This is a genomic window from Pseudomonas sp. BW7P1 (genome assembly GCF_024981055.1).
GTDB classification, from domain to species: domain Bacteria; phylum Pseudomonadota; class Gammaproteobacteria; order Pseudomonadales; family Pseudomonadaceae; genus Aquipseudomonas; species Aquipseudomonas bananamidigenes.
Window position 1 is genome coordinate 2,512,595 of sequence record NZ_CP103374.1, and the last position, 19,289, is coordinate 2,531,883.

Here is a 19,289-nt window from a genome sequence, read left to right on the forward strand (position 1 = left end):
CGGTTCTGGTCTGTTCTAGGAGTGACCGCAGGGGGGAGGAAAAGGTTTTGTCGGATTTTGGCCCCGGCGCCAGGCTTGAAAACGGGGCGATCAACGGTCATGGACCGTCAGTGAATCATCGGCGTTTTCCCCGGTCGAAGTCGCGGCTGCGCACCGCGCTGACCATTTCCGTCGTCAAGACTCAGGTTTTAGGGAAATTCCGAATGATGCGTGCAACAACCCTGCTGCTGACTGTTTCCGCTGCCGTTTTGCTCGGCGGCTGTGTGGCGGACTTTGATGATGACTATCGTCATGGCCGGCATTACGACCGCGATCATGGCCGTTATTACGAACATGACCGGCGTTGGGATGATTGCGATCATGATCGGCGCGATGGGCGTCGCGACTACCGCGATCGGGATGATGACTGATCGAAATGAAGAGGGCGTTCCCGATGGGAACGCCCTGCGGCATTAAAAATGAGCGTTCGCCCGGACGCTGGATCGCGCAGGCACGGAGGCCTCGATGTCCAGCAAATGGGTGGCGAGTATGTCGCTCAGAAAGCGGAACTGATCGTTGAGGCCCACCACTTCATTGCTGAAATGATTGCTCGCGGCGGGCATCAGCAGATCTTCGAAATCTTCGTTGAACACCAAGGCCTGTGCCTTCAGCGACACCGGATGCTGGTCGTAATAGTTGTTGCCGAAGACCGGGAAGCTCACGGCGAGGGTAACGGTATGACTCATGATTTGAAGACCTCGCGTTGTGTGTCTCGTATGGGTGAATCCTGCGCCAGTCGCGTTTGATGCGGAAGGCAATCGTCGCGATGGTGAATATCGACGCTATTGATGATTGGAACATGTGCTGAACTCGCTCCCCGGAGCCGGTGAGTGGCACAAACGGACAAACGGCTGATACCCGCACCTATACTCAAGTCGTTACCTCCAGATCTGATCCATCAAGGGACGTCGCCACCGTGAACCTGCGTGCGCTGGTCGTTGCCGCACTGATGTTGCTGGCCGGTTGCGCAACCACGGCGCGGGGCCCGGCGAGCGTGCCGGCGGTGGTGGTATCGCCGGCGACCTGGCAGCAGATCGACCGGGACATCGTTGCGGCGTCCCGGCAGTCCACCGAGCAGGTCAAGGCTTTTGCCCGTGGTTCGATGGAACATTGGCGCATTCGGGTCTACGAGCAAACTGAAGAAAAATTCATCCCCTGGTTCAGCAGCTACTGGACCCAGGAATGGCTGTCGATGAAGGTCAGCTGGTACACCCTCAGCGCCGGTGGCGAGCAGGATGCCTCTTCAAAACGTCTGGCTGCGTATTTGCTGGAGCAATATCAGCAGCGGGTGCTGGCGCCGGTGGCGCTGGAGATTGACCCGGACGCGATCCTCGCCCAATCCACCGCGTTCTACGCGCAACTGATGGCGCAGCAGATGCCGGTCATCGCCCAGCGCTATGGCGTGCCTGTCGCCCAGCTCAACGGCCACTTGCAGAAAATCCCCGCCATTGCCCTCGGCCCGCCGCCGGCTCGGGATGCCTCGCTGTATCAGGTGGTCAGCACCGAGCCGCTGAACACCTTGCCGGCCTATGCTGCGCTGATCGAAAAGATCCACACTGAAGGCGGGGCCAGGGGTATCGCTTCGACCGATGCCGGCATGGCTCCGGTGGCCAGGCGTGCCAGCCAGCGCATGGAGGCGGAAATGGCCCCCCGTGGGGCCGCCAGCGCAGTGGCAGCAGCGGCAGGCAAGCTCGTCGGCGGGCTGATTTCGGCGGGCGTGGCAGGCATTCGCGCCATCCTTCAGGCCAACGACCGCCCCGACAGTGAAGCGCTGATCCGCAGCAGCCTGGGCAACACGTTCGACAAGAGCTGGCTGAAACTGCTGCAGAACCCGACGACCGGTGTGATGGCCGGCACGCTGCACATGGCGGCGCAGGTGGAAGGAAGCCTGGGCGGGTCGGACGAACCGTCGGTCGGATCGGGTGCCACACCCGTCGAATGGCACCCACCCGGGGCGACTATCCAGCAGATGGATCCCTAAACCCGCAGGAGAACGACCATGGCTTACATCGATGTTTTTGTCGCACCCGTCCCGAATGCCAACCGCGAACAGTACAAAAAACACTGCGAAATCGCCGCCAGGCTGTTCAAGGAGTACGGCGCACTGGAGGTGGTTCAAGGCTGGGGTGATGACGTGCCGGACGGCAAGGTCACCTCATTCCCGATGGCCGTGAAACTCAAGGACGGAGAAACCGTGTCGGCCGGCTGGCTGGTCTGGCCGGACAAGGCCACCCGCGACGCCGGCATGGGCAAAATGATGGAAGATCCGCGCATGCAACCGGACGTCAATCCGATGCCGTTCGATGGGCAGCGAATGATCTTCGGCGGCTTCAAGGACATTCTCGAGTCGTGATGCAGCGCTGCCGGGTCACTCCGCCGACGGGGTGATCCGGCAGCCTTTTCGATTGCGGATCTGCTCGTCCGTCGGCCGCTCGCGGACAAATTCGAAACGCGGTTCTCCCTCGCTGTAATGCACCAGCCAGCCCCATTCCAGTTCCTTCTCATCCTGTCCGGGATTCGGTGGCCGGGCCCACCAGGGTTCTTTGCTGAGGACTTCGCGCATGGCGTTCTCCAATTGACGGCAATCGTTGAACTATAAACCCCAGGCCGAGAGTCGCCAGAAACGGGTGTGTAGAATCCAGAGATCTCGACGAACGAAGGAGCGTGGCCATGATGGACGAAATACGCGAGGATCAAGCCTTCAAGCGGCTGTTCTTCGCCCTCGACTGCCCACCGGCACAACGCAAGGCGATTGCCCAGTGGCGCAGCGAGCTGGGGCTGCGTACCGGCAAACCGGTGCCGGCGGACAATTTTCACCTGACGCTGCTGTTTCTCGGCGCAGTGCCGTTGGCGCAGATTGGCGAGGTCTGTGAGGCGGCATCCAAAGTGAGTACGCCGGGTGAGGTGCTGAGGATTTCGCTGGATCGCTTGCAGGTGTGGCGGCGTGCCGGGGTGTTGTCGCTGGCGCCGGAGCAGGCTCCGGCAGGGTTGTTGCGGCTGGTTTACGGACTGGAGCAGGCGATGTTGCCGTTCGGGTTCGAAGAGGCGACGCGCGAATATCGTCCGCACCTGACATTGGCCCGGGACTATCGGGCGCCGGAGCCGGAATCCGCCACGCCACCGGAGTTCTTCCTGCGGGCTGAACGCTTTGCGCTGTTCGAATCCCACAAGGGCCGTTATCGAATGGTTCAGGATTGGCCGCTGACCTGAGCCCACAAAAAAAGGCGCCCGAAGGCGCCTGAATTCACCTTAACCGAGGGAGGCCAGGTGAGGCCGTTCAGAGCGAGGGTGCAGCGGTGGTAAGGCGCTGCGTGAACGGAAAATCATCAATTCTTTCTGTTGTAACACTGATCCACTGTGGGAGCGGGCTTGCTCGCGAAAACGGTGTATCAGCCACAGATGCATCGATTGACCCGACGCATTCGCGAGCAAGCCCGCTCCCACATTTGGATTTGTACCGGGTTTACTTGCCGAGTTTCACGCGAGTCCAGCCCCGGGTCATGATCCGTTGCGTGGCAATCGGTTGATCCGGCACCGCATACAGGGTGGCCATCACGTCCTGCGACGGGTACGAGCCCGGATCGTTGCGGATCGCTTCGTCCACCAGCGGCGTCGCCGCCGCGTTGGCGTTGCTGTAGCCGTTGCTGTTGGTGATCTCGGCGATGATGTCCGGCCGCATCAGGAAGTCCATGAACAGGTAAGCGTTCTCGACGTTCGCCGCATCGCGCGGAATGGCGACCATGTCGTAGAAACTGCCGGCACCTTCCTTGGGAATGCTGTAGTCGATCACCACCTTGTTGCCCGATTCCACTGCGCGGGCCTTGGCCTGCAATACGTCACCGGAATAACCGACCGCCACGCAGATGTTGCCGTTGGCCAGGTCCGAGATGTATTTCGAAGAGTGGAAGTACGCCACGTTCGGGCGAATCTTCATGAACAGCGCCTCGGCTTCCTTGATGTGCGCGGTGTCCTTGTCGTTCACCGGATAGCCCAGGTAGTGCAGGGCCGCCGGGATCATTTCGGTCGGCGAGTCGAGGAAACTGATGCCGCAAGCCTTGAGCTTCTCGGCGTTCTCCGGTTTGAACAGCAGGTCCCAGGAGTTGGTCGGCGCATTCTTGCCGAGCACTTCCTTGACCTTGGCCGGGTTGAAGCCGATGCCGATCGAGCCCCACATGTACGGGAATGCGTGAGCGTTGCCCGGATCACTGGCGGAGGCGTTTTTCAGCAGCACCGGGTTGAGATTCTTCCAGTTCGGCAGTTTCGATTTGTCCAGGGGCTGGTAGACCCCGGCCTTGATCTGCTTGGCCAGGAAACTGTTGGACGGCACCACGATGTCGTAGCCGGACTTGCCCGCGAGCAACCGCGCTTCGAGGGTTTCGTTGCTGTCGAACACATCGTAGGTCACGCGGATGCCGGTCTCGTCCTCGAACTTCTTGACGGTGTCCGGGGCGATGTAGTCCGACCAGTTGTAAACGCGCAGCACCTTGTCGTTGGCCTGGGCGCCCGTGGCGATTGCGCCCATTAAGGACAGTGTCAGCAGAGTCCTGCCAAACATTTTCATCGGTACAACTCCATTCTTTTTATTCAAAACATTGGTGCATGTAGAACGCTGTGGCGAGGAGCAAGCTCCTCGCCACAAAAGCGGTAACGCTTCAAGCAGTGGCGGCGCGTTGCGGTTGCTGCCACGATTCGTTGGCGGTCTGATCCATCGCTTCCTGAATCGCACGCTTGCGGTTGGCCTCTGCCTTGCGGCCGAAGTACCAGACCAGGAAGGTCACCAGCGACACCGCCAGCAGAATCAGGCTGGCCACGGCGTTGATCTCGGGCTTCACGCCCAGACGCACGGCCGAGAACACTTCCATCGGCAGAGTCGTCGAACCGGGGCCGGAGACGAAGCTCGCCAGCACCAGATCGTCCAGCGACAGAGCGAACGACATCATGCCGCCCGCTGCCAGCGACGGCGCGATCATCGGGATGGTGATCAGGAAAAACACCTTGAACGGTTTCGCGCCCAGATCCATCGCCGCTTCTTCGATCGACAGGTCCAGTTCACGCAAGCGGGCGGAGACTACCACCGCCACATAAGCGGCACAAAACGTGGTGTGGGCGATCCAGATCGTGACGATGCCACGCTCCTGCGGCCAGCCGATCAGTTGCGCCATGGCCACGAACAGCAGCAACAGCGACAGACCGGTGATCACCTCAGGCATCACCAGCGGCGCGGTCACCAGGCCGCCGAACAGCGTACGGCCCTTGAAGCGCGTGACGCGGGTCAGCACGAACGCGGCGAGGGTGCCCAGTGCCACTGCGGCGACAGCGGTGTAGCAGGCGATTTCCAGCGAACGCACCACCGAACCCATCAGTTGCGTGTTGTCGAGCAGGCCGACGTACCACTTCACCGACCAGCCGCCCCAGACCGTCACCAGTTTCGAGGCGTTGAACGAGTAGATCACCAGAATCAGCATCGGCAGATAGATGAACAGCAGGCCGAAGATCAGCATGAACTTTGAAAATCCGAAGCGTTTCATCCCCGTCCCTCCATCTCTTTGGCCTGGCTGCGGTTGAACAGCAGGATCGGCACAATCAGGATCAGCAACATCACCACCGCCAGGGCGGACGCCACCGGCCAGTCGCGGTTATTGAAGAACTCTTGCCACAGCACGCGACCGATCATCAACGTCTCCGGGCCACCCAGCAGTTCCGGAATCACGAACTCGCCCACCACCGGAATGAACACCAGCATGCAGCCGGCGATGATGCCGTTTTTGGCCAGCGGCACGGTGATTTTCCAGAAGTTGTTGAAGTTGCTCGAACCCAGATCCTGCGCGGCTTCCAGCAGGCTGCCATCGTGCTTCACCAGGTTGGCGTAGAGCGGCAGCACCATGAACGGCAGATACGCGTAGACCACGCCGATATACACGGCGGTGTTGGTGTTGAGGATCTCGATCGGGTGATCGGTGAGCCCGGTCCACATCAGGAACGCGTTGAGCAGACCGTTGTTGCTGAGGATGCCCATCCACGCGTAAACGCGGATCAGGATCGCGGTCCAGGTCGGCATCATGATCAACAGCAGCAGGACGTTTTGCGCTTCCTTGCTGGCCTTGGTAATCGCGTAAGCCATCGGGAAACCGATCACCAGGCACATCATCGTGCTCAGCGCCGCGACCTTCAGCGAACCGAGGTACGCCGACAGATACAGCTCGTCTTCGCCGAGCATGGTGTAGTTGCCGATGTTCAGCAGCAGCTGGAATTTCTGTTCAGCGTAGGTGTAGATCTCCGAGTACGGCGGGATCGACAGCGCGGCTTCCGAGAAACTGATCTTCATCACCAGGAAGAACGGCAGCATGAAGAACAGGAACAGCCAGATGAACGGGATGCCGATGACGAACTTTCGCCCGCTGGGCACCAGACGCAGGCATTGCTGATTGAAGGTTCTCATGAGCGCAGTACCACGCCGCTGTCGTCTTCCCACCAGACGTAGACCTTGTCGTCCCAGGTTGGACGCGCGCCACGCCGTTCGGCGTTGGCCATGAACGACTGGACGATCTTGCCGCTCGGCAATTCGACGTAGAACACCGAGTGGCCGCCGAGGTAGGCGATGTCATGCACCTTGCCTTCGGACCAGTTGTAGCGGGTCTCCGGCTTGATCGTGCTGACGAGCATTTTTTCCGGGCGGATCGCGTAGGTGATGGATTTGTCCTGCACCGAGGTGCTGACACCATGACCGACGTAGATCTTTTGCTGCAGGTCCGGGCTGTGAATGATCGCATGACCTTCGAGGTCCTCGACCACGGTGCCGTCGAAGGCGTTCACGTTGCCGATGAATTCGCAGACCATGCGGTTGACCGGCGCCTCGTAAATGTCGACCGGGCTGCCGACCTGAGCGATCCAGCCCAGGTGCATGATCGCGATACGCTCGGCCATGGTCATGGCCTCTTCCTGATCGTGGGTCACCATCACGCAGGTCACGCCGACGCGCTCGATGATCTCCACCAGCTCAAGCTGCATCTGCGAACGCAGCTTTTTATCCAGCGCGCCCATCGGTTCGTCGAGCAGCAACAGCTTCGGACGCTTGGCCAGGGAGCGGGCGAGGGCCACGCGCTGACGCTGACCACCGGACAGTTGATGCGGGCGGCGCTTGGCGTATTGGGTCATGTGGACGAGGCGCAGCATCTCTTCGACGCGGGCATCGATTTCGCTGGCCGGCAAACGGTCCTGCTTGAGGCCGAAGGCGATGTTCTGCGCCACCGTCATGTGCGGGAACAGGGCGTAGGACTGGAACATCATGTTGATTGGCCGCTCGTACGGCGGCATGTCGGTGATGTCGACACCGTCGAGCAGAATGCGTCCTTCAGTCGGCCGTTCGAAACCGGCGAGCATGCGCAGCAGGGTCGATTTGCCCGAGCCGGAGCCGCCGAGCAGGGCGAAGATCTCGCCCTGATGGATCTCCAGGGACACATCGTCCACCGCAGTGGTTTCGTCGAACTTCTTGGTGACTCGATCGACTTTCACCAGAACCTTTTTCGGTTGCTGATGACCTTCAAGAGCCTTCCTGTAAGTGCTGGAGGCGTTTGCCATGTGAAACTCCCAACAGGTTTCAGTCGCCGGGCCAACGTGGCCTGGCTTAAGAGTGGATTGCAGACCCGCACCGTGCGGGTTGTTCGGCGCCGCCGTCCTGGCTGCCTGGGTAGTACTTGTTGTTATTACGGTTTGTTGTTTTCACGGATGACGGATGCGCAAGCGCGCAGCCGCCGACCCCGCGGGGGCAGTAAATGGTTTTGCAATCGTTGGGTGGTGTCAGCGCAGGTTGCGTCGCGCCGCACGCTGGCGGCAGGCCTCGCCGAACGCCTGGAAGATCCGCAGGTAGTTCGGGTTGTCCAGCACCTGCCATTCCGGGTGCCATTGCACGCCGAGGGCGAAGGTCGGGCTGTGCTCCACCGAGACCGCTTCGATCAGGCCGTCCGGCGCCACGGCTTCGGCGCGCAGGCCGGGAGCGAGGCGGTCGATGCCCTGACTGTGAATCGAGTTGACCTGGAATTCGCTCGGCAGCTCCAGCGCTTCGAACACGCCGCCCGGAAGTACCGACACAGCGTGGGCCGGGGCGTATTGCACGGCGACATCCGGGCTGTCGGCCTCGCGGTGATCGAGCATGCCCGGCAGTTCATGCACCTTCTGGTGCAGGCTGCCGCCGAACGCCACGTTCATTTCCTGGAAACCCCGGCAAATGCCGAGTACCGGAACGCCCGCCGCGATGGCTGCACGCAATAGAGGAAGGGTAGTGGCATCCCGCGCCGGATCGTGATCCGTACCGGGAGCGCTGGCCGGGCCCTGATAGTGGAAAGGCTCCACATTGGACGGCGAGCCGGTCAGCAACAGTCCGTCGAGCTGACCCAGCAGGTCGTCGATTTCAGTCAGTTTGCCAAGGGAAGGAATGACGACAGGCAACCCCAGCGCCGCAACGCTGACAGCGCGAACGTACTTGTCGCCGCTGATGTGATAGGGGTGCAGGCCAATCTGTTTGACGCACGCAGTAACGCCGATCAATGGCTTGAATGCCATTTTTATTCACCTCGAAGTTTGACACTTGAACGAGCTTTTCCGGAGCTTAGCCTCGTTGATTTTAATTAACAACTCCCATGTAAAAAATTCTAAACGCCGTTCATCAAATCGTCATCAAGGCCGGGGCTCTGGCGCCTGCTTTGGCACGAGAGTGTTAAAAAAAGCCTGAAAAATAAACACTGAACGGCCTTGTGTTCGCTATTGACTTCACTTTGCCGTTCGGGTTGACTGGCTCCGCGAAACAGCAGTGAACATAATAATTAACAGCTAAATAGGTGCATCATGTCGGTCCCTCTGCGTGCCGTTCAACTCAACGAAGCAAACGCATTCCTTAAGAAACATCCTGAGGTTTTGTACGTCGACCTTCTGATTGCAGACATGAACGGTGTGGTGCGCGGCAAGCGCATCGAACGCACCAGTCTTCACAAGGTTTACGAGAAAGGCATCAACCTGCCGGCCTCGCTCTTTGCCCTCGACATCAACGGCTCCACGGTGGAAAGCACCGGCCTGGGCCTGGACATCGGCGACGCCGACCGCATCTGCTACCCGATCCCCGGCACCCTGAGCATCGAACCCTGGCAGAAGCGCCCGACCGCTCAACTGCTGATGACCATGCACGAACTGGAAGGCGAGCCGTTCTTCGCCGACCCGCGTGAAGTGCTGGCCAACGTGGTGCGCAAATTCGACGAACTGGGCCTGACCATCTGCGCCGCGTTCGAACTCGAGTTCTACCTGATCGACCAGGACAACGTGAACGGCCGTCCGCAATCGCCGCGTTCACCGGTGTCGGGCAAGCGTCCGGTGTCGACCCAGGTCTACCTGATCGATGACCTCGACGAATACGTCGACTGTCTGCAGGACATCCTCGAAGGCGCGAAAGAGCAGGGCATTCCGGCTGACGCCATCGTCAAGGAAAGCGCCCCGGCGCAGTTCGAAGTCAACCTGCACCACGTATCCGACCCGATCAAGGCCTGCGAATACGCGATCCTGCTCAAGCGTCTGGTGAAAAACATCGCCTACGACCACGAGATGGACACCACCTTCATGGCCAAGCCGTATCCGGGTCAGGCGGGCAACGGTCTGCACGTACACATTTCGATTCTGGACAAGGAAGGCAACAACATCTTCGCCAGCGAGGATCCCGAGCAGAACGTCGCGCTGCGTCACGCGATCGGCGGCGTGCTGGAGACCCTGCCGGCGCAAATGGCTTTCCTGTGCCCCAACGTCAACTCCTACCGCCGTTTCGGCGCGCAGTTCTATGTGCCGAACTCGCCGAGCTGGGGCATCGACAACCGCACCGTGGCCGTGCGCGTACCGACCGGTTCGCCGGATGCCGTGCGCATCGAGCACCGCGTGGCCGGTGCCGACGCCAACCCGTACCTGCTGATGGCATCGGTGCTGGCGGGCGTGCATCACGGCCTGACCAACAAGATCGAGCCGCCGGCCCCGACCGAAGGCAATTCTTACGAGCAGAACGAGCAGAGCCTGCCGAACAACCTGCGCGACGCCCTGCGTGTGCTGGACGACAGCGAAGTCATGGCGAAATACATCGACCCGATGTACATCGACGTCTTCGTCGCGTGCAAGGAAAGCGAGCTGGCGGAGTTCGAAAATTCGATCTCCGACCTTGAGTACAACTGGTATCTGCATACCGTCTGACGTTCAAGCACGACCTAGCCAACACCGCAAAACCCTGTGGGAGCGGGCTTGCCCGCGAAGAGGCCATCACCTTCAACATTGAAGGTGACTGACCCATCGTATTCGCGAGCAAGTCGAATCGTCGCACCGTCGCCCCCACAGGGATATCGGTCACTAATTTTCCTGTGTGAGTCACCCCCCCCATGACCATGACCCGCAACGATTGGGAACAACGCTTCCAGTCCCTGACCATTGAATCCCGCGCCTTCATCAACGGCGAATACCGCCCGGCCATCAGCGGCGCCACCTTCGAGTGCCTGAGCCCCGTCGACGGCCGTTTCCTGGCCTCCGTGGCCAGCACCGATGAAGCCGATGCCAACCTCGCCGTCGAAGTCGCGCGCCAATCCTTCAATTCCGGCGTGTGGGCCAGCAAGGCCCCGGCCGAGCGCAAGCGCATCCTGATCCGCTTTGCCGACCTGATCCTGCAACACCAGGAAGAACTGGCGCTGCTCGAAACCCTCGACATGGGCAAACCGATCAGTGACTCGATGAGCATCGACATCCCGGCGACCGCCAACGCGATCCGCTGGAGCGCCGAGGCCATCGACAAGATCTACGACGAAGTCGCCGCCACCCCGCACGACCAGCTCGGTCTGGTGACCCGCGAGCCGTCCGGCGTGGTCGCGGCCATCGTGCCGTGGAACTTCCCGCTGATCATGGCCAGCTGGAAATTCGCCCCGGCGCTGGCGGCAGGCAACTCGTTCATCCTCAAGCCTTCGGAAAAATCCCCGTTGACCGCGATCCGCATCGCGCAACTGGCGCTGGATGCCGGCATTCCGAAAGGCGTGTTCAACGTTCTGCCAGGCTTCGGTCATACCGTCGGCAAGGCGTTGGCGCTGCACATGGACGTCGACGTGCTGGCCTTCACCGGATCCACGGCGATTGCCAAGCAACTGATGATTTATGCCGGCCAAAGCAACATGAAACGCGTCTGGCTCGAAGCCGGGGGCAAGAGCCCGAACGTGGTGTTCGCCGACGCACCGGACTTGCGTGCGGCAGCACAAGCGGCGGCTGGCGCCATTGCATTCAACCAGGGTGAAGTCTGCACCGCCGGCTCGCGCCTGCTGGTGGAGCGCTCGATCCGCGAGCAATTCATCCCGCTGCTGGTGGAAGCACTGCAAGCTTGGAAACCGGGGCACGCCCTCGATCCGGCGACCAATGTCGGCGCCGTGGTCGATCAGCGTCAACTGGACAACGTGCTGCGCTACATCAGCCTCGGCCGGGAGCAGGGCGCTGAACTGATCGCCGGTGGCCGACGCGCCCTCGAAGAGACCGGTGGCACCTACGTCGAGCCGACGATTTTCGACGGCGTGACCAATGCCATGACTATCGCCAAGGAAGAAATCTTCGGCCCGGTACTGTCGCTGATCACCTTCGACACCGTCGAGGAAGCGCTGCAGATCGCCAACGACAGTATCTTCGGCCTCGCCGCCGGGGTCTGGACCAGCAACCTGAGCAAGGCCCACACCTTCGCCCGTGGCCTGCGCGCCGGCAGCGTGTGGGTCAACCAGTACGACGGCGGCGACATGACCGCACCGTTCGGTGGCTTCAAGCAGTCGGGCAACGGGCGCGACAAATCGCTGCATGCGTTCGACAAGTACACCGAGCTGAAAGCGACCTGGATCAAGCTCTGACTCTTTTACAACGGTGGCCGCCTGCAACCGGCGGCCTTCGGAGAATAAAAAAATGAAACAACAACACGTGAACAGCTACTACGCCGCCACCCGCAACGAAGTGATCGATTTCCCGATCCTCGAAGAGTCGGTGGAGTGCGACGTCTGCATCATCGGCGCCGGCTACACCGGCCTGTCCTCAGCGCTGTTCCTGAGCGAAGCCGGCTATAAAGTGACGGTGCTGGAAGCGGCAAAAGTCGGCTACGGCGCCAGCGGCCGCAATGGCGGTCAACTGGTCAACTCCTACAGCCGCGACGTCGACGTGATCGAAGAGCGCTACGGCGACAAGACCGCCGAAATCCTCGGCAGCATGATCTTCGAAGGCGCCGACATCATCCGTTCGCGCATCAAGGAATACGACATCAAGTGCGACTACCGCCCGGGCGGTATCTTCGCCGCGATGAACAAGAAACAGCTCAATGGTCTGGCCGAGCAGAAACGCAACTGGGAGCGGTACGGCAACCGTAATCTGAAGCTGCTCGACGCGGCGGACATCCGTCGCGAAGTCGGTTCCGACGCCTATGTCGGCGGTCTGCTGGACATGCAGGGCGGCCACGTTCACCCGCTGAACCTGGCCCTCGGTGAGGCCGCGGCCATCGTGCGCCTGGGTGGCAAGATCTACGAGCAATCCGCTGCGGTGGAAATCAAGTACGGCGAGCCTAACGTCGTGCGCACCGCCAAAGGCCAGGTCCGCGCCAAGTACCTGCTGATCGCCGGCAATGCCTACCTGCCGCAAGGCCTCGATAACCGCGTGACCGCCAAGAGCATGCCGTGCGGCTCGCAGATCTGCGTCACCGAACCGCTGACCGAAAAGCAGGCCCGGAGCCTGATCACCAATAACTACTGCGTCGAAGATTGCAACTACCTGCTCGACTACTACCGCCTGACCGCCGACAACCGCCTGCTCTACGGCGGCGGTGTGGTGTATGGCGCCCGTGAACCGGACGACATCGAAACCCTGATCCGCCCGAAAATGCTCAAGACCTTCCCGCAGCTCAAGGACGTGAAAATCGACTACCGCTGGACCGGCAACTTCCTGCTGACCATGTCGCGCATGCCGCAATTCGGCCGTATCGAGAAAAACGCCTACTACATGCAAGGCTACAGCGGCCACGGCGTCACCTGTTCGCACCTGGCCGGCAAACTGATCTCGGAAATGATCCGCGGCGACGCCGAACGCTTCGATGCTTTCGCCTCGCTTCCGCACATGCCGATGATCGGTGGCCGCACGTTCTCCGCGCCGCTGACCGCCCTCGGCGCCGTGTACTACTCGCTGCGTGACCGTTTCGGCATCTGATTAACCTCGCCGGCGGTGGCCCCGCACAGGCGCCGCCGGTTTTTTACTTGGCAAGCAACACCACAAACCCTGTGGGAGCGAGCTTGCTCGCGAAAGCGGTCTATCAGCAAAAGGGATGTTGGATGTGCCGCCCAATCGCGAGCAAGCTCGCTCCCACAGGTCTTGTGCCTGACCCGCAATTACCAGCAGCAGGCTCTTTTCACCCACCGTCCATCGAACCTGCTGAGCAACACCGATAAACGTGATTTAATAGCCGCCTTTCACGGTTCCGGGACACGGGAGCAACGTGATCCGCGCGCCTTGCGCGGCACCCGCCACCCACCCCCATTACCCTTAAGTCGTTCTCACATAAGGCTGTCATGGATACGGGTTCTCGACTCAAACTAGTACGCGAAAGCTACAAACTCTCCCAGCGCGAGCTGGCCCGGCGTAGCGGCGTGACCAATGCCACCATCTCCCTGATCGAACAGAATCGTGTCAGTCCTTCCGTCAGCTCCCTGAAAAAGCTGCTCGAAGGCATCCCGATGTCCCTGGCCGACTTCTTCACCTTCGACCAGCCGCCGCGCGAACACCAATACGTCTTCCGCGCCAACGAACAACCCGACCTCGGCCGCCACGGCCTGCGCCTGCTGCTCATCGGCGCCTCGGTGCCCAGCCGCCAGATGCGCCTGCTGCGCGAGCAATACGCACCGGGCGCGAGTTCCGGGGAAGAGCCGATTGTTCACACCGAGGGTGAGGAGTGCGGACTGGTGACCCGTGGCACGGTCGAGTTGACGGTGGACGGCCAGGTGAGCGTGTTGAGTGCCGGGGACGGGTATTACTTCCCGACGACGCTGCCGCACAAGTTCCGCAATATCGGGGCGGATGAGGCGGAGATTATCAGTGCGAATACGCCGGCGAATTTTTGATTCGGATAATTCGTCAACGCAAAATGCGATGCCCAGGAGAAACCGCAGAGATGCGGTTTCTCTTTTTCATATGCAGGCCTGCTTCGCAGTCCAGCGGGAGCAAGCTCCCTCGCCACGGGTACAAGGCTTTCAGATCGCGAAACCCGGTACTTCACTCGTCTCGGAACTTTCCCCAAAACCGATGTCAATTTGATGGCGTGTCGCGACGCCCATTTTGAACGAGTCACCCAGTGCCAGGCTGTTTCCCGGCAAGCCCAAGGAAGTGTGAGATGAAACTGATTCTTGCGATGTTGTTGCTGTTCAGCGGTTACGTTTGCGCCAGTTGTTCCAGCATCAGTGATCACGACAAGCGCAGTTATTGTGAGGCCACGCAGGAAGGCAGCAGTTGTTCTTCCATCGGCGACCATGACATGCGTTCAGCCTGTGAAGCGGAGAAAGGCAGTTCCTGCTCAAGCATTGGTGATCATGACCAGCGCGCTTATTGCGAAGCCAGAAAGGGCAGCAGTTGCGTCTCCATCGGTGATCACGACATGCGTGCAGCCTGCGAAGCGGAGAAAGGCAGTTCCTGTTCGAGCATCGGCGATCACGACCAGCGTGCCTTTTGTGAGGCAAAGAAGGGCAGCAGTTGTTCGTCCATTGGCGATCATGACTTGCGCAACCAGTGTGAAGCCATGAAACGCTGAATCCACGCGCAATTCAGAGCAAAAGGGACACCCGTCGGTGTCCCTTTTTCATGGGCGCATAATCGCCGTTATTTCGCCTTCCAATGCCCACCCCCGTTCTCACAATCAATCCGCGCCTGCGCCAGATGCTCCATGTCGTAGTAATACGTGGTCACTTGCGCGCTGTCCGGGATGTTCAGGGCTTTGGCGTTTTTGTCCTTGCTGGTGGAGTGCGGGTTGGCCAGGGATTCCTGTGTGAGGGTGGCGATACACGACGCCTGATAGTGATCGGCGCAGTGTTTGACCCTGTTTTTGCTGCTGTTGAGCATGTCCTTGCTTTCGTTGCTGCATGACCAGTCGATCGCGTTGACCGGCATGCCTTCGTATTCGTAGCAGCTGTGCGTCTCCACGGCGGGCACCGAGGGACTGGAGGAGCGGGTCCTGACGTCGCAGCCCTCGGCCATGACGCACGTGGGAATGACGCCGAAAGTGGCGATCAGGAGCAACAGTCGGATGTTCATCGTGGAACTCTCCCATGGCGCCGTATTTGATCGTGAGTGGGGGCGCTTATGGTTTCGAGATTGAATCGTCTCGGAAGGTTCCATCAACTATTCCGATGAGAGTTACGCGAAGACGCTCATGTTCAACTCACTCGGTGTCGTACATTAACTCTAATCTTTCGATCCAATCATCAGTTGCGTTAAATCTCGAATAATAAGATTGCTTTTCAATGGCGCTTAATTGAGTGAAAAAGCTGAAGAAGTAGTTGTTGTCGTAATACTCTTGAGCACCTTGCATGCTCCCGCCCCACCAGGAAGGCTCGTAACCTTCAAAAGCAAACCATGGCGGGGGAACCGCAAATTTTTTGCGATTAAGCATCGTTAGAAAGTCAAGGCTGTTCGTTATCAAACGAATCGTGACGGAGTTGAATTCTCTGGTGGAGGCGAAGAATATCAGTCGGTCTCCGTTCAGTGCACTTTCGTATTCAAATACTGGAAGGTCATTGAAGGTTCTTTCAGTGTTTTTTCTGAAGTTGAATTCAACGAGTGATTCAAATTCAACTAAGTCTTTGGGTTCGATAAGGAATTGCGAAAAGAATGCGCAGATATCAGCGCTTTCCAATGAACGAACGGGTGGGTGACTGGAGAAATCGGCAACGGCCAAAGGACGAGAAAATTGACTTCTCAACTCACTTTCACTGTAACCAACTATTTGTTTTTGCTCACGCGCTGACTTCATTAACGCCTTGATCTTTTCGATAAAACTCATACCGTGCTCGTTCTTGAAATATTCAGACAGCGATGCGTCCAAGTCTCCAGTCTGCCAATTCGCTATGACTCGTCCCGATCCGGCGCAGTCAGCTATCACGTCGATTTCGGCGTCTATGATGCCCGTCTCCTGTGGTTTTCTGAAAGATAAGCTTCGGCTCAATCCGCTCATACCTTTCGTTTGCCAACCCCCAGTTCATCACCAAAGGTTCCCCCCATCCACACCACGTCGTAGACTGCGAAACAAGTTGTAACGCCTCTCCCACGGACGGAACCGCGCATGATCCAGATCGGCAGCCGCAACAACGCCCCCACGCCGCAGCACAAAAACCATGACATCTATATCTTCAGCATCGACCTGTCTCGACCGGCGACGCCGTTCTGTTTCGAGCAATCGATTGGCGGTGGGCATGGCGAGCAGGGTGGTGCGCGGTGGCTGGCGCTGGAGGAGCTGGATGGCTGGCCCGGTGAATGGCGTGAGCATTTGAAGAAGGCCAATTGCGCCTGGGTGGCCGAGTTGCTGGATGCGCACCCGGGCAAAAGGCAGGAGGAGCTGGTTTCGCTGATTCTTCAGCGCTATGCAGATCCTGCGCAGCCAACCGGGCGTTTGCAGGCGATCGGCCGCTGGTTCAAGCGTCATTTCTATATTGGCGGCCGGTACGGCGTCTGACCCGAGGAAACGCCCATGACTCAGACTCTGGAACGCGCCATCGCCATTGCCGCCACGGCCCACGCGGGGCAGGTGGACAAGGGTGGTGCGCCGTACATTTTGCATCCGCTGAAAGTCATGCTGCGCATGAGCAGCCTGGAAGAACGCATCGTCGCGGTGCTGCACGATGTGGTCGAAGATTGCGGCATCAGCCTGGAGGATTTGCGCAAGGAAGGTTTCAGCGAAGAAGTTCTGTCAGCCATCGAGTCGGTGACCAAAGTGCCCGGCGAATCCTACGAGGACTTTGTCGAGCGTGCGGCGCAGAACCCGATCGGGCGGGTGGTGAAACTGGCGGATCTGGAAGAGAACAGCGACCTGTCGCGGATCGCCTCGCCAAGTTGGGAGGATCTGGAGCGGATCGAAAAGTATCGGCGGGCGATCGGACGGTTGCGCGCATAGTCATTGCAACGAAAGTAAACGGAGAAGCACCACGGATGGAGTTCACAACAATCGTTCAATTACTAACGGCCATGGGAATAGTCGCAGCGGCGACGAAGGTCATTCGGGAGTTGTTGTTCATGGGCAAGAGCCGACTGATCGAGGAGTATCGGGTGGCCAGGGAAGTGCTCAAGGACATGGAACACAATCCCGGCCAGCATCCTCTGGTTGTCGAGCGTGGTTATTTTGCTATCGCAGGTACTTCCGCGATCAATCCTGCGGACGTCGCCTACCTGATTTCCCTCGTCGATCCGGCCAAGAGCCTCAAGGCTTATGTGCTTTCGAGACAGTATGTCGAGCTCGATGTGCGGCGACACAGAATTGATTTTCGACCCAAATACAAAAGTGTCTTTTCCAGAGTCTGGAGGAAGGGCTGGTACGGCACGATGTATGTCGTGTGGTTTGTCGTGGCGATGGCGCCGCTGCTGTTGATCCAGCCGATGGGGCTGGAACCGAGGTTCGCGTTCTGGACGGGGGTCACTATTCCTGTCGCGGGTTTTTTCGGCGTCAGTTCCTTGATCGACTGCCTGAAAATTCTCAGAAGCGAGAAACTGGTCAAATCGCAGGAACAGCACACGCCAAGAATTCTTTTCGGGCAAGAGCTGAAAAAAACGTCGATCGCGCCCGGTAAAAGTTCTTCATGAACTTCCGGTTCAAAAGTCCTGAACGTCATCCAGTGGATGGAGTCCCCATGAAATCCATTCTATGCCTGCTGATCGCCGCCGGATTCGGTGCGGCGTTGCAGTTCCAGGGCGTGCCCCACGGTTTGCTGTTGGGCTCGATCCTCGTCACCGCGCTTACGGCCACTCGATTCGGCTTCGCGCCCAGGACGCCTTATGGCTTGGGTTACATCCAGGTCACCCTGGGCATCGCCACCGGGCTGATGTTCGAAGCCTGGGACAGTGCGACCGTCTCGACAATGCTGCCAAGCCTCGGCGTGTTGCTGCTGTGCCTTGCGCTGCAAGTGATGTTGTCGGCCTGGTGGCTGACGCGCGGAGCCGGATGGAACCGCACGGATGCGTTGCTGGCGGTGTACCCCGGGGCGCTCGCGGCGGTGTTCGATTTGCTGGAATCGCATCAAGCGTCGAGCAAGGTCATCATCGTGCACCTGATGCGTTTGCTGCTGATCACGGTGCTGGTGAGTCTGCTGATTCCCGGTCAGGCAACGGTCGCGGTGGCCGAGGTCGATCCGTTGTCCACTGGCATGGCGTTGACCGTATTCGGGCTGATCCTGTTGAGCGTGATCGTCGGGCGTTTGCTGCTGGCCATAGGCGTGCCGGCGCCGTTCATGTTGACGGCGATTATCCTGACCGCCGTGTTCCTGAAATCGGGATGGCTGCACGGCTTTCACATGCCGGACTGGAGCCTCGATCTGGCGACCGTGATTCTCGGGGCACGCATCGGCTCACGTTTCCAGGGCCTCGGTCTCGCGGAGCTGGCACGGCATGGGCGAGCGGCACTCGTCTCGGTGGGTTTGATGATTCTGGTCGCGGCGGGGTTCGCCGAAGTGGCGGCGCGATTGCTGGGCAGTGATGCGTTGTCGCTGTGGCTGGCCTACATGCCGGGGGCGATCGAGACCATTGCCATCGTGGCGTTCGGTGGCGGGTTGAACGTGGTGTTTATCCTGACTCACCATCTGGTGCGGATGGTGCTGCTGCACTTTGCGCCAGCGTTGCTGGTGCAGGTGCGTAGAGCGCGGGAGGAAGTTTGATCTGTGCGTCGTTCACTTATTGGTGTCTTGAGGTAGGTCATGGGGTCATGGGTTCGGTGCAAATGTGATGAACTGGTTCACAAAAACTGGTTTTGCGGGACGGGTGTATCTCTGGTGGCTTCAGAGGATGCGCTAGATCTGCCGGATGGAAATCAAATGACCGCCCATCAGCTCGTCGACAAGCTGTTTGCGGAGTCCGACATGCTTCTCAGATGCTGGAATTGCGCTCGGATCATTTTGTTGAACGAGCGGGGCGGGGAGTTTGATATCAGGTTTTTCGCCCCCGAGTCTGATTGATCGGCGGCGCCCTGCTACTAAATCTGGGCT

At 59.5% G+C, this 19,289-nt stretch carries 22 protein-coding genes; 13 read left to right on the forward strand and 9 right to left on the reverse strand.

All coding sequences use genetic code 11. The features are described from left to right. Nucleotides 1-47: 47 nt before the first annotated feature. Nucleotides 48-410 (forward strand): hypothetical protein, encoded by a 363-nt coding sequence (locus tag NWV16_RS27825; RefSeq protein WP_409519353.1) that lies wholly within the window; start codon nucleotides 48-50, stop codon nucleotides 408-410. A gap of 42 nt (nucleotides 411-452) precedes the next feature. On the opposite strand, the gene NWV16_RS11345 is transcribed toward NWV16_RS27825, so the two are convergent. After that, nucleotides 453-725 (reverse strand): hypothetical protein, encoded by a 273-nt coding sequence (locus tag NWV16_RS11345; protein ID WP_260523081.1) that lies wholly within the window; start codon nucleotides 723-725, stop codon nucleotides 453-455. A 230-nt stretch (nucleotides 726-955) separates the two neighbouring features. Between NWV16_RS11345 and NWV16_RS11350 the strand changes: the two genes are divergently transcribed. After that, nucleotides 956-2,020, forward strand: coding sequence for a hypothetical protein (locus NWV16_RS11350; RefSeq protein ID WP_260523082.1), 1,065 nt, complete (start codon nucleotides 956-958; stop codon nucleotides 2,018-2,020). Nucleotides 2,021-2,038: 18 nt separating this feature from the next. Then, nucleotides 2,039-2,392 (forward strand): DUF1428 domain-containing protein, encoded by a 354-nt coding sequence (locus NWV16_RS11355; protein WP_260523083.1) that lies wholly within the window; start codon nucleotides 2,039-2,041, stop codon nucleotides 2,390-2,392. 15 nt (nucleotides 2,393-2,407) lie between these two features. Here the strand turns inward: NWV16_RS11355 and NWV16_RS11360 are convergent, their stop codons facing one another. Next, on the reverse strand, nucleotides 2,408-2,602 hold the full coding sequence (locus NWV16_RS11360) for a hypothetical protein (RefSeq protein ID WP_065260347.1): 195 nt from the start codon (nucleotides 2,600-2,602) through the stop codon (nucleotides 2,408-2,410). A 107-nt stretch (nucleotides 2,603-2,709) separates the two neighbouring features. Here NWV16_RS11360 and thpR point away from each other — a divergent pair, with 107 nt between their 5' ends. Then, a complete protein-coding gene (gene thpR / locus NWV16_RS11365; RefSeq protein WP_260523084.1) occupies nucleotides 2,710-3,249 on the forward strand; it encodes an RNA 2',3'-cyclic phosphodiesterase in 540 nt (179 codons plus the stop codon). Between the two features lie 253 nt (nucleotides 3,250-3,502). Here the strand turns inward: thpR and NWV16_RS11370 are convergent, their stop codons facing one another. The 5 genes from NWV16_RS11370 to NWV16_RS11390 all read right to left on the reverse strand — a co-directional run bounded on the left by NWV16_RS11370 (nucleotide 3,503) and on the right by NWV16_RS11390 (nucleotide 8,598). Then, on the reverse strand, nucleotides 3,503-4,600 hold the full coding sequence (locus tag NWV16_RS11370) for a polyamine ABC transporter substrate-binding protein (RefSeq protein ID WP_260523085.1): 1,098 nt from the start codon (nucleotides 4,598-4,600) through the stop codon (nucleotides 3,503-3,505). 91 nt (nucleotides 4,601-4,691) lie between these two features. Then, complete coding sequence (locus tag NWV16_RS11375) at nucleotides 4,692-5,567, reverse strand: ABC transporter permease subunit (protein WP_065260344.1); 876 nt, start codon at nucleotides 5,565-5,567, stop codon at nucleotides 4,692-4,694. Further along, nucleotides 5,564-6,445, reverse strand: coding sequence for an ABC transporter permease subunit (locus NWV16_RS11380; RefSeq protein ID WP_170929740.1), 882 nt, complete (start codon nucleotides 6,443-6,445; stop codon nucleotides 5,564-5,566). The genes NWV16_RS11375 and NWV16_RS11380 overlap by 4 nt, the downstream gene beginning before the upstream one ends. A 29-nt stretch (nucleotides 6,446-6,474) precedes the next feature. Further along, nucleotides 6,475-7,617: an ABC transporter ATP-binding protein gene (locus NWV16_RS11385; RefSeq protein WP_085686388.1), complete on the reverse strand. Its 1,143-nt coding sequence runs from the start codon at nucleotides 7,615-7,617 to the stop codon at nucleotides 6,475-6,477. A gap of 219 nt (nucleotides 7,618-7,836) precedes the next feature. Continuing rightward, a complete protein-coding gene (locus NWV16_RS11390; RefSeq protein ID WP_260523086.1) occupies nucleotides 7,837-8,598 on the reverse strand; it encodes a gamma-glutamyl-gamma-aminobutyrate hydrolase family protein in 762 nt (253 codons plus the stop codon). A gap of 282 nt (nucleotides 8,599-8,880) precedes the next feature. Between NWV16_RS11390 and NWV16_RS11395 the strand changes: the two genes are divergently transcribed. The 5 genes from NWV16_RS11395 (at nucleotide 8,881) to NWV16_RS11415 (ending at nucleotide 14,857) form a co-directional block, all read left to right on the forward strand. Continuing rightward, the gene (locus NWV16_RS11395) at nucleotides 8,881-10,257 is read left to right on the forward strand and encodes a glutamine synthetase family protein (protein WP_065260340.1); all 1,377 of its coding nucleotides are present in this window, start codon (nucleotides 8,881-8,883) and stop codon (nucleotides 10,255-10,257) included. Between the two features lie 182 nt (nucleotides 10,258-10,439). Further along, complete coding sequence (locus NWV16_RS11400; protein WP_260523087.1) at nucleotides 10,440-11,930, forward strand: aldehyde dehydrogenase; 1,491 nt, start codon at nucleotides 10,440-10,442, stop codon at nucleotides 11,928-11,930. Between the two features lie 52 nt (nucleotides 11,931-11,982). Further along, the gene (locus tag NWV16_RS11405) at nucleotides 11,983-13,266 is read left to right on the forward strand and encodes an NAD(P)/FAD-dependent oxidoreductase (RefSeq protein WP_260523088.1); all 1,284 of its coding nucleotides are present in this window, start codon (nucleotides 11,983-11,985) and stop codon (nucleotides 13,264-13,266) included. A 359-nt stretch (nucleotides 13,267-13,625) separates the two neighbouring features. Next, nucleotides 13,626-14,174, forward strand: coding sequence for a cupin domain-containing protein (locus NWV16_RS11410; RefSeq protein ID WP_065260337.1), 549 nt, complete (start codon nucleotides 13,626-13,628; stop codon nucleotides 14,172-14,174). Between the two features lie 269 nt (nucleotides 14,175-14,443). After that, nucleotides 14,444-14,857: a hypothetical protein gene (locus NWV16_RS11415; RefSeq protein WP_260523089.1), complete on the forward strand. Its 414-nt coding sequence runs from the start codon at nucleotides 14,444-14,446 to the stop codon at nucleotides 14,855-14,857. Between the two features lie 68 nt (nucleotides 14,858-14,925). Here NWV16_RS11415 and NWV16_RS11420 read toward each other — a convergent pair whose 3' ends face one another. Beyond that, nucleotides 14,926-15,357 carry a hypothetical protein gene (locus tag NWV16_RS11420; RefSeq protein ID WP_260523090.1) on the reverse strand — a complete coding sequence of 144 codons (432 nt, stop codon included), beginning with the start codon at nucleotides 15,355-15,357 and terminating at the stop codon, nucleotides 14,926-14,928. 127 nt (nucleotides 15,358-15,484) lie between these two features. Then, the gene (locus NWV16_RS11425; RefSeq protein WP_260523091.1) at nucleotides 15,485-16,276 is read right to left on the reverse strand and encodes a hypothetical protein; all 792 of its coding nucleotides are present in this window, start codon (nucleotides 16,274-16,276) and stop codon (nucleotides 15,485-15,487) included. Nucleotides 16,277-16,384: 108 nt separating this feature from the next. On the opposite strand from NWV16_RS11425, the gene NWV16_RS11430 reads away from it, so the two are divergent. From NWV16_RS11430 to NWV16_RS11445, 4 genes are read left to right on the forward strand one after another with little or no spacing between them, the layout of a single operon-like run. Next, nucleotides 16,385-16,774 (forward strand): hypothetical protein, encoded by a 390-nt coding sequence (locus NWV16_RS11430; protein WP_260523092.1) that lies wholly within the window; start codon nucleotides 16,385-16,387, stop codon nucleotides 16,772-16,774. Between the two features lie 15 nt (nucleotides 16,775-16,789). Next, on the forward strand, nucleotides 16,790-17,212 hold the full coding sequence (locus NWV16_RS11435; RefSeq protein WP_260523093.1) for an HD domain-containing protein: 423 nt from the start codon (nucleotides 16,790-16,792) through the stop codon (nucleotides 17,210-17,212). Between the two features lie 35 nt (nucleotides 17,213-17,247). Next, complete coding sequence (locus tag NWV16_RS11440; RefSeq protein WP_260523094.1) at nucleotides 17,248-17,895, forward strand: hypothetical protein; 648 nt, start codon at nucleotides 17,248-17,250, stop codon at nucleotides 17,893-17,895. Between the two features lie 47 nt (nucleotides 17,896-17,942). Further along, nucleotides 17,943-18,962 carry an AbrB family transcriptional regulator gene (locus tag NWV16_RS11445; RefSeq protein ID WP_260523095.1) on the forward strand — a complete coding sequence of 340 codons (1,020 nt, stop codon included), beginning with the start codon at nucleotides 17,943-17,945 and terminating at the stop codon, nucleotides 18,960-18,962. Nucleotides 18,963-19,289 lie beyond the last annotated feature (327 nt).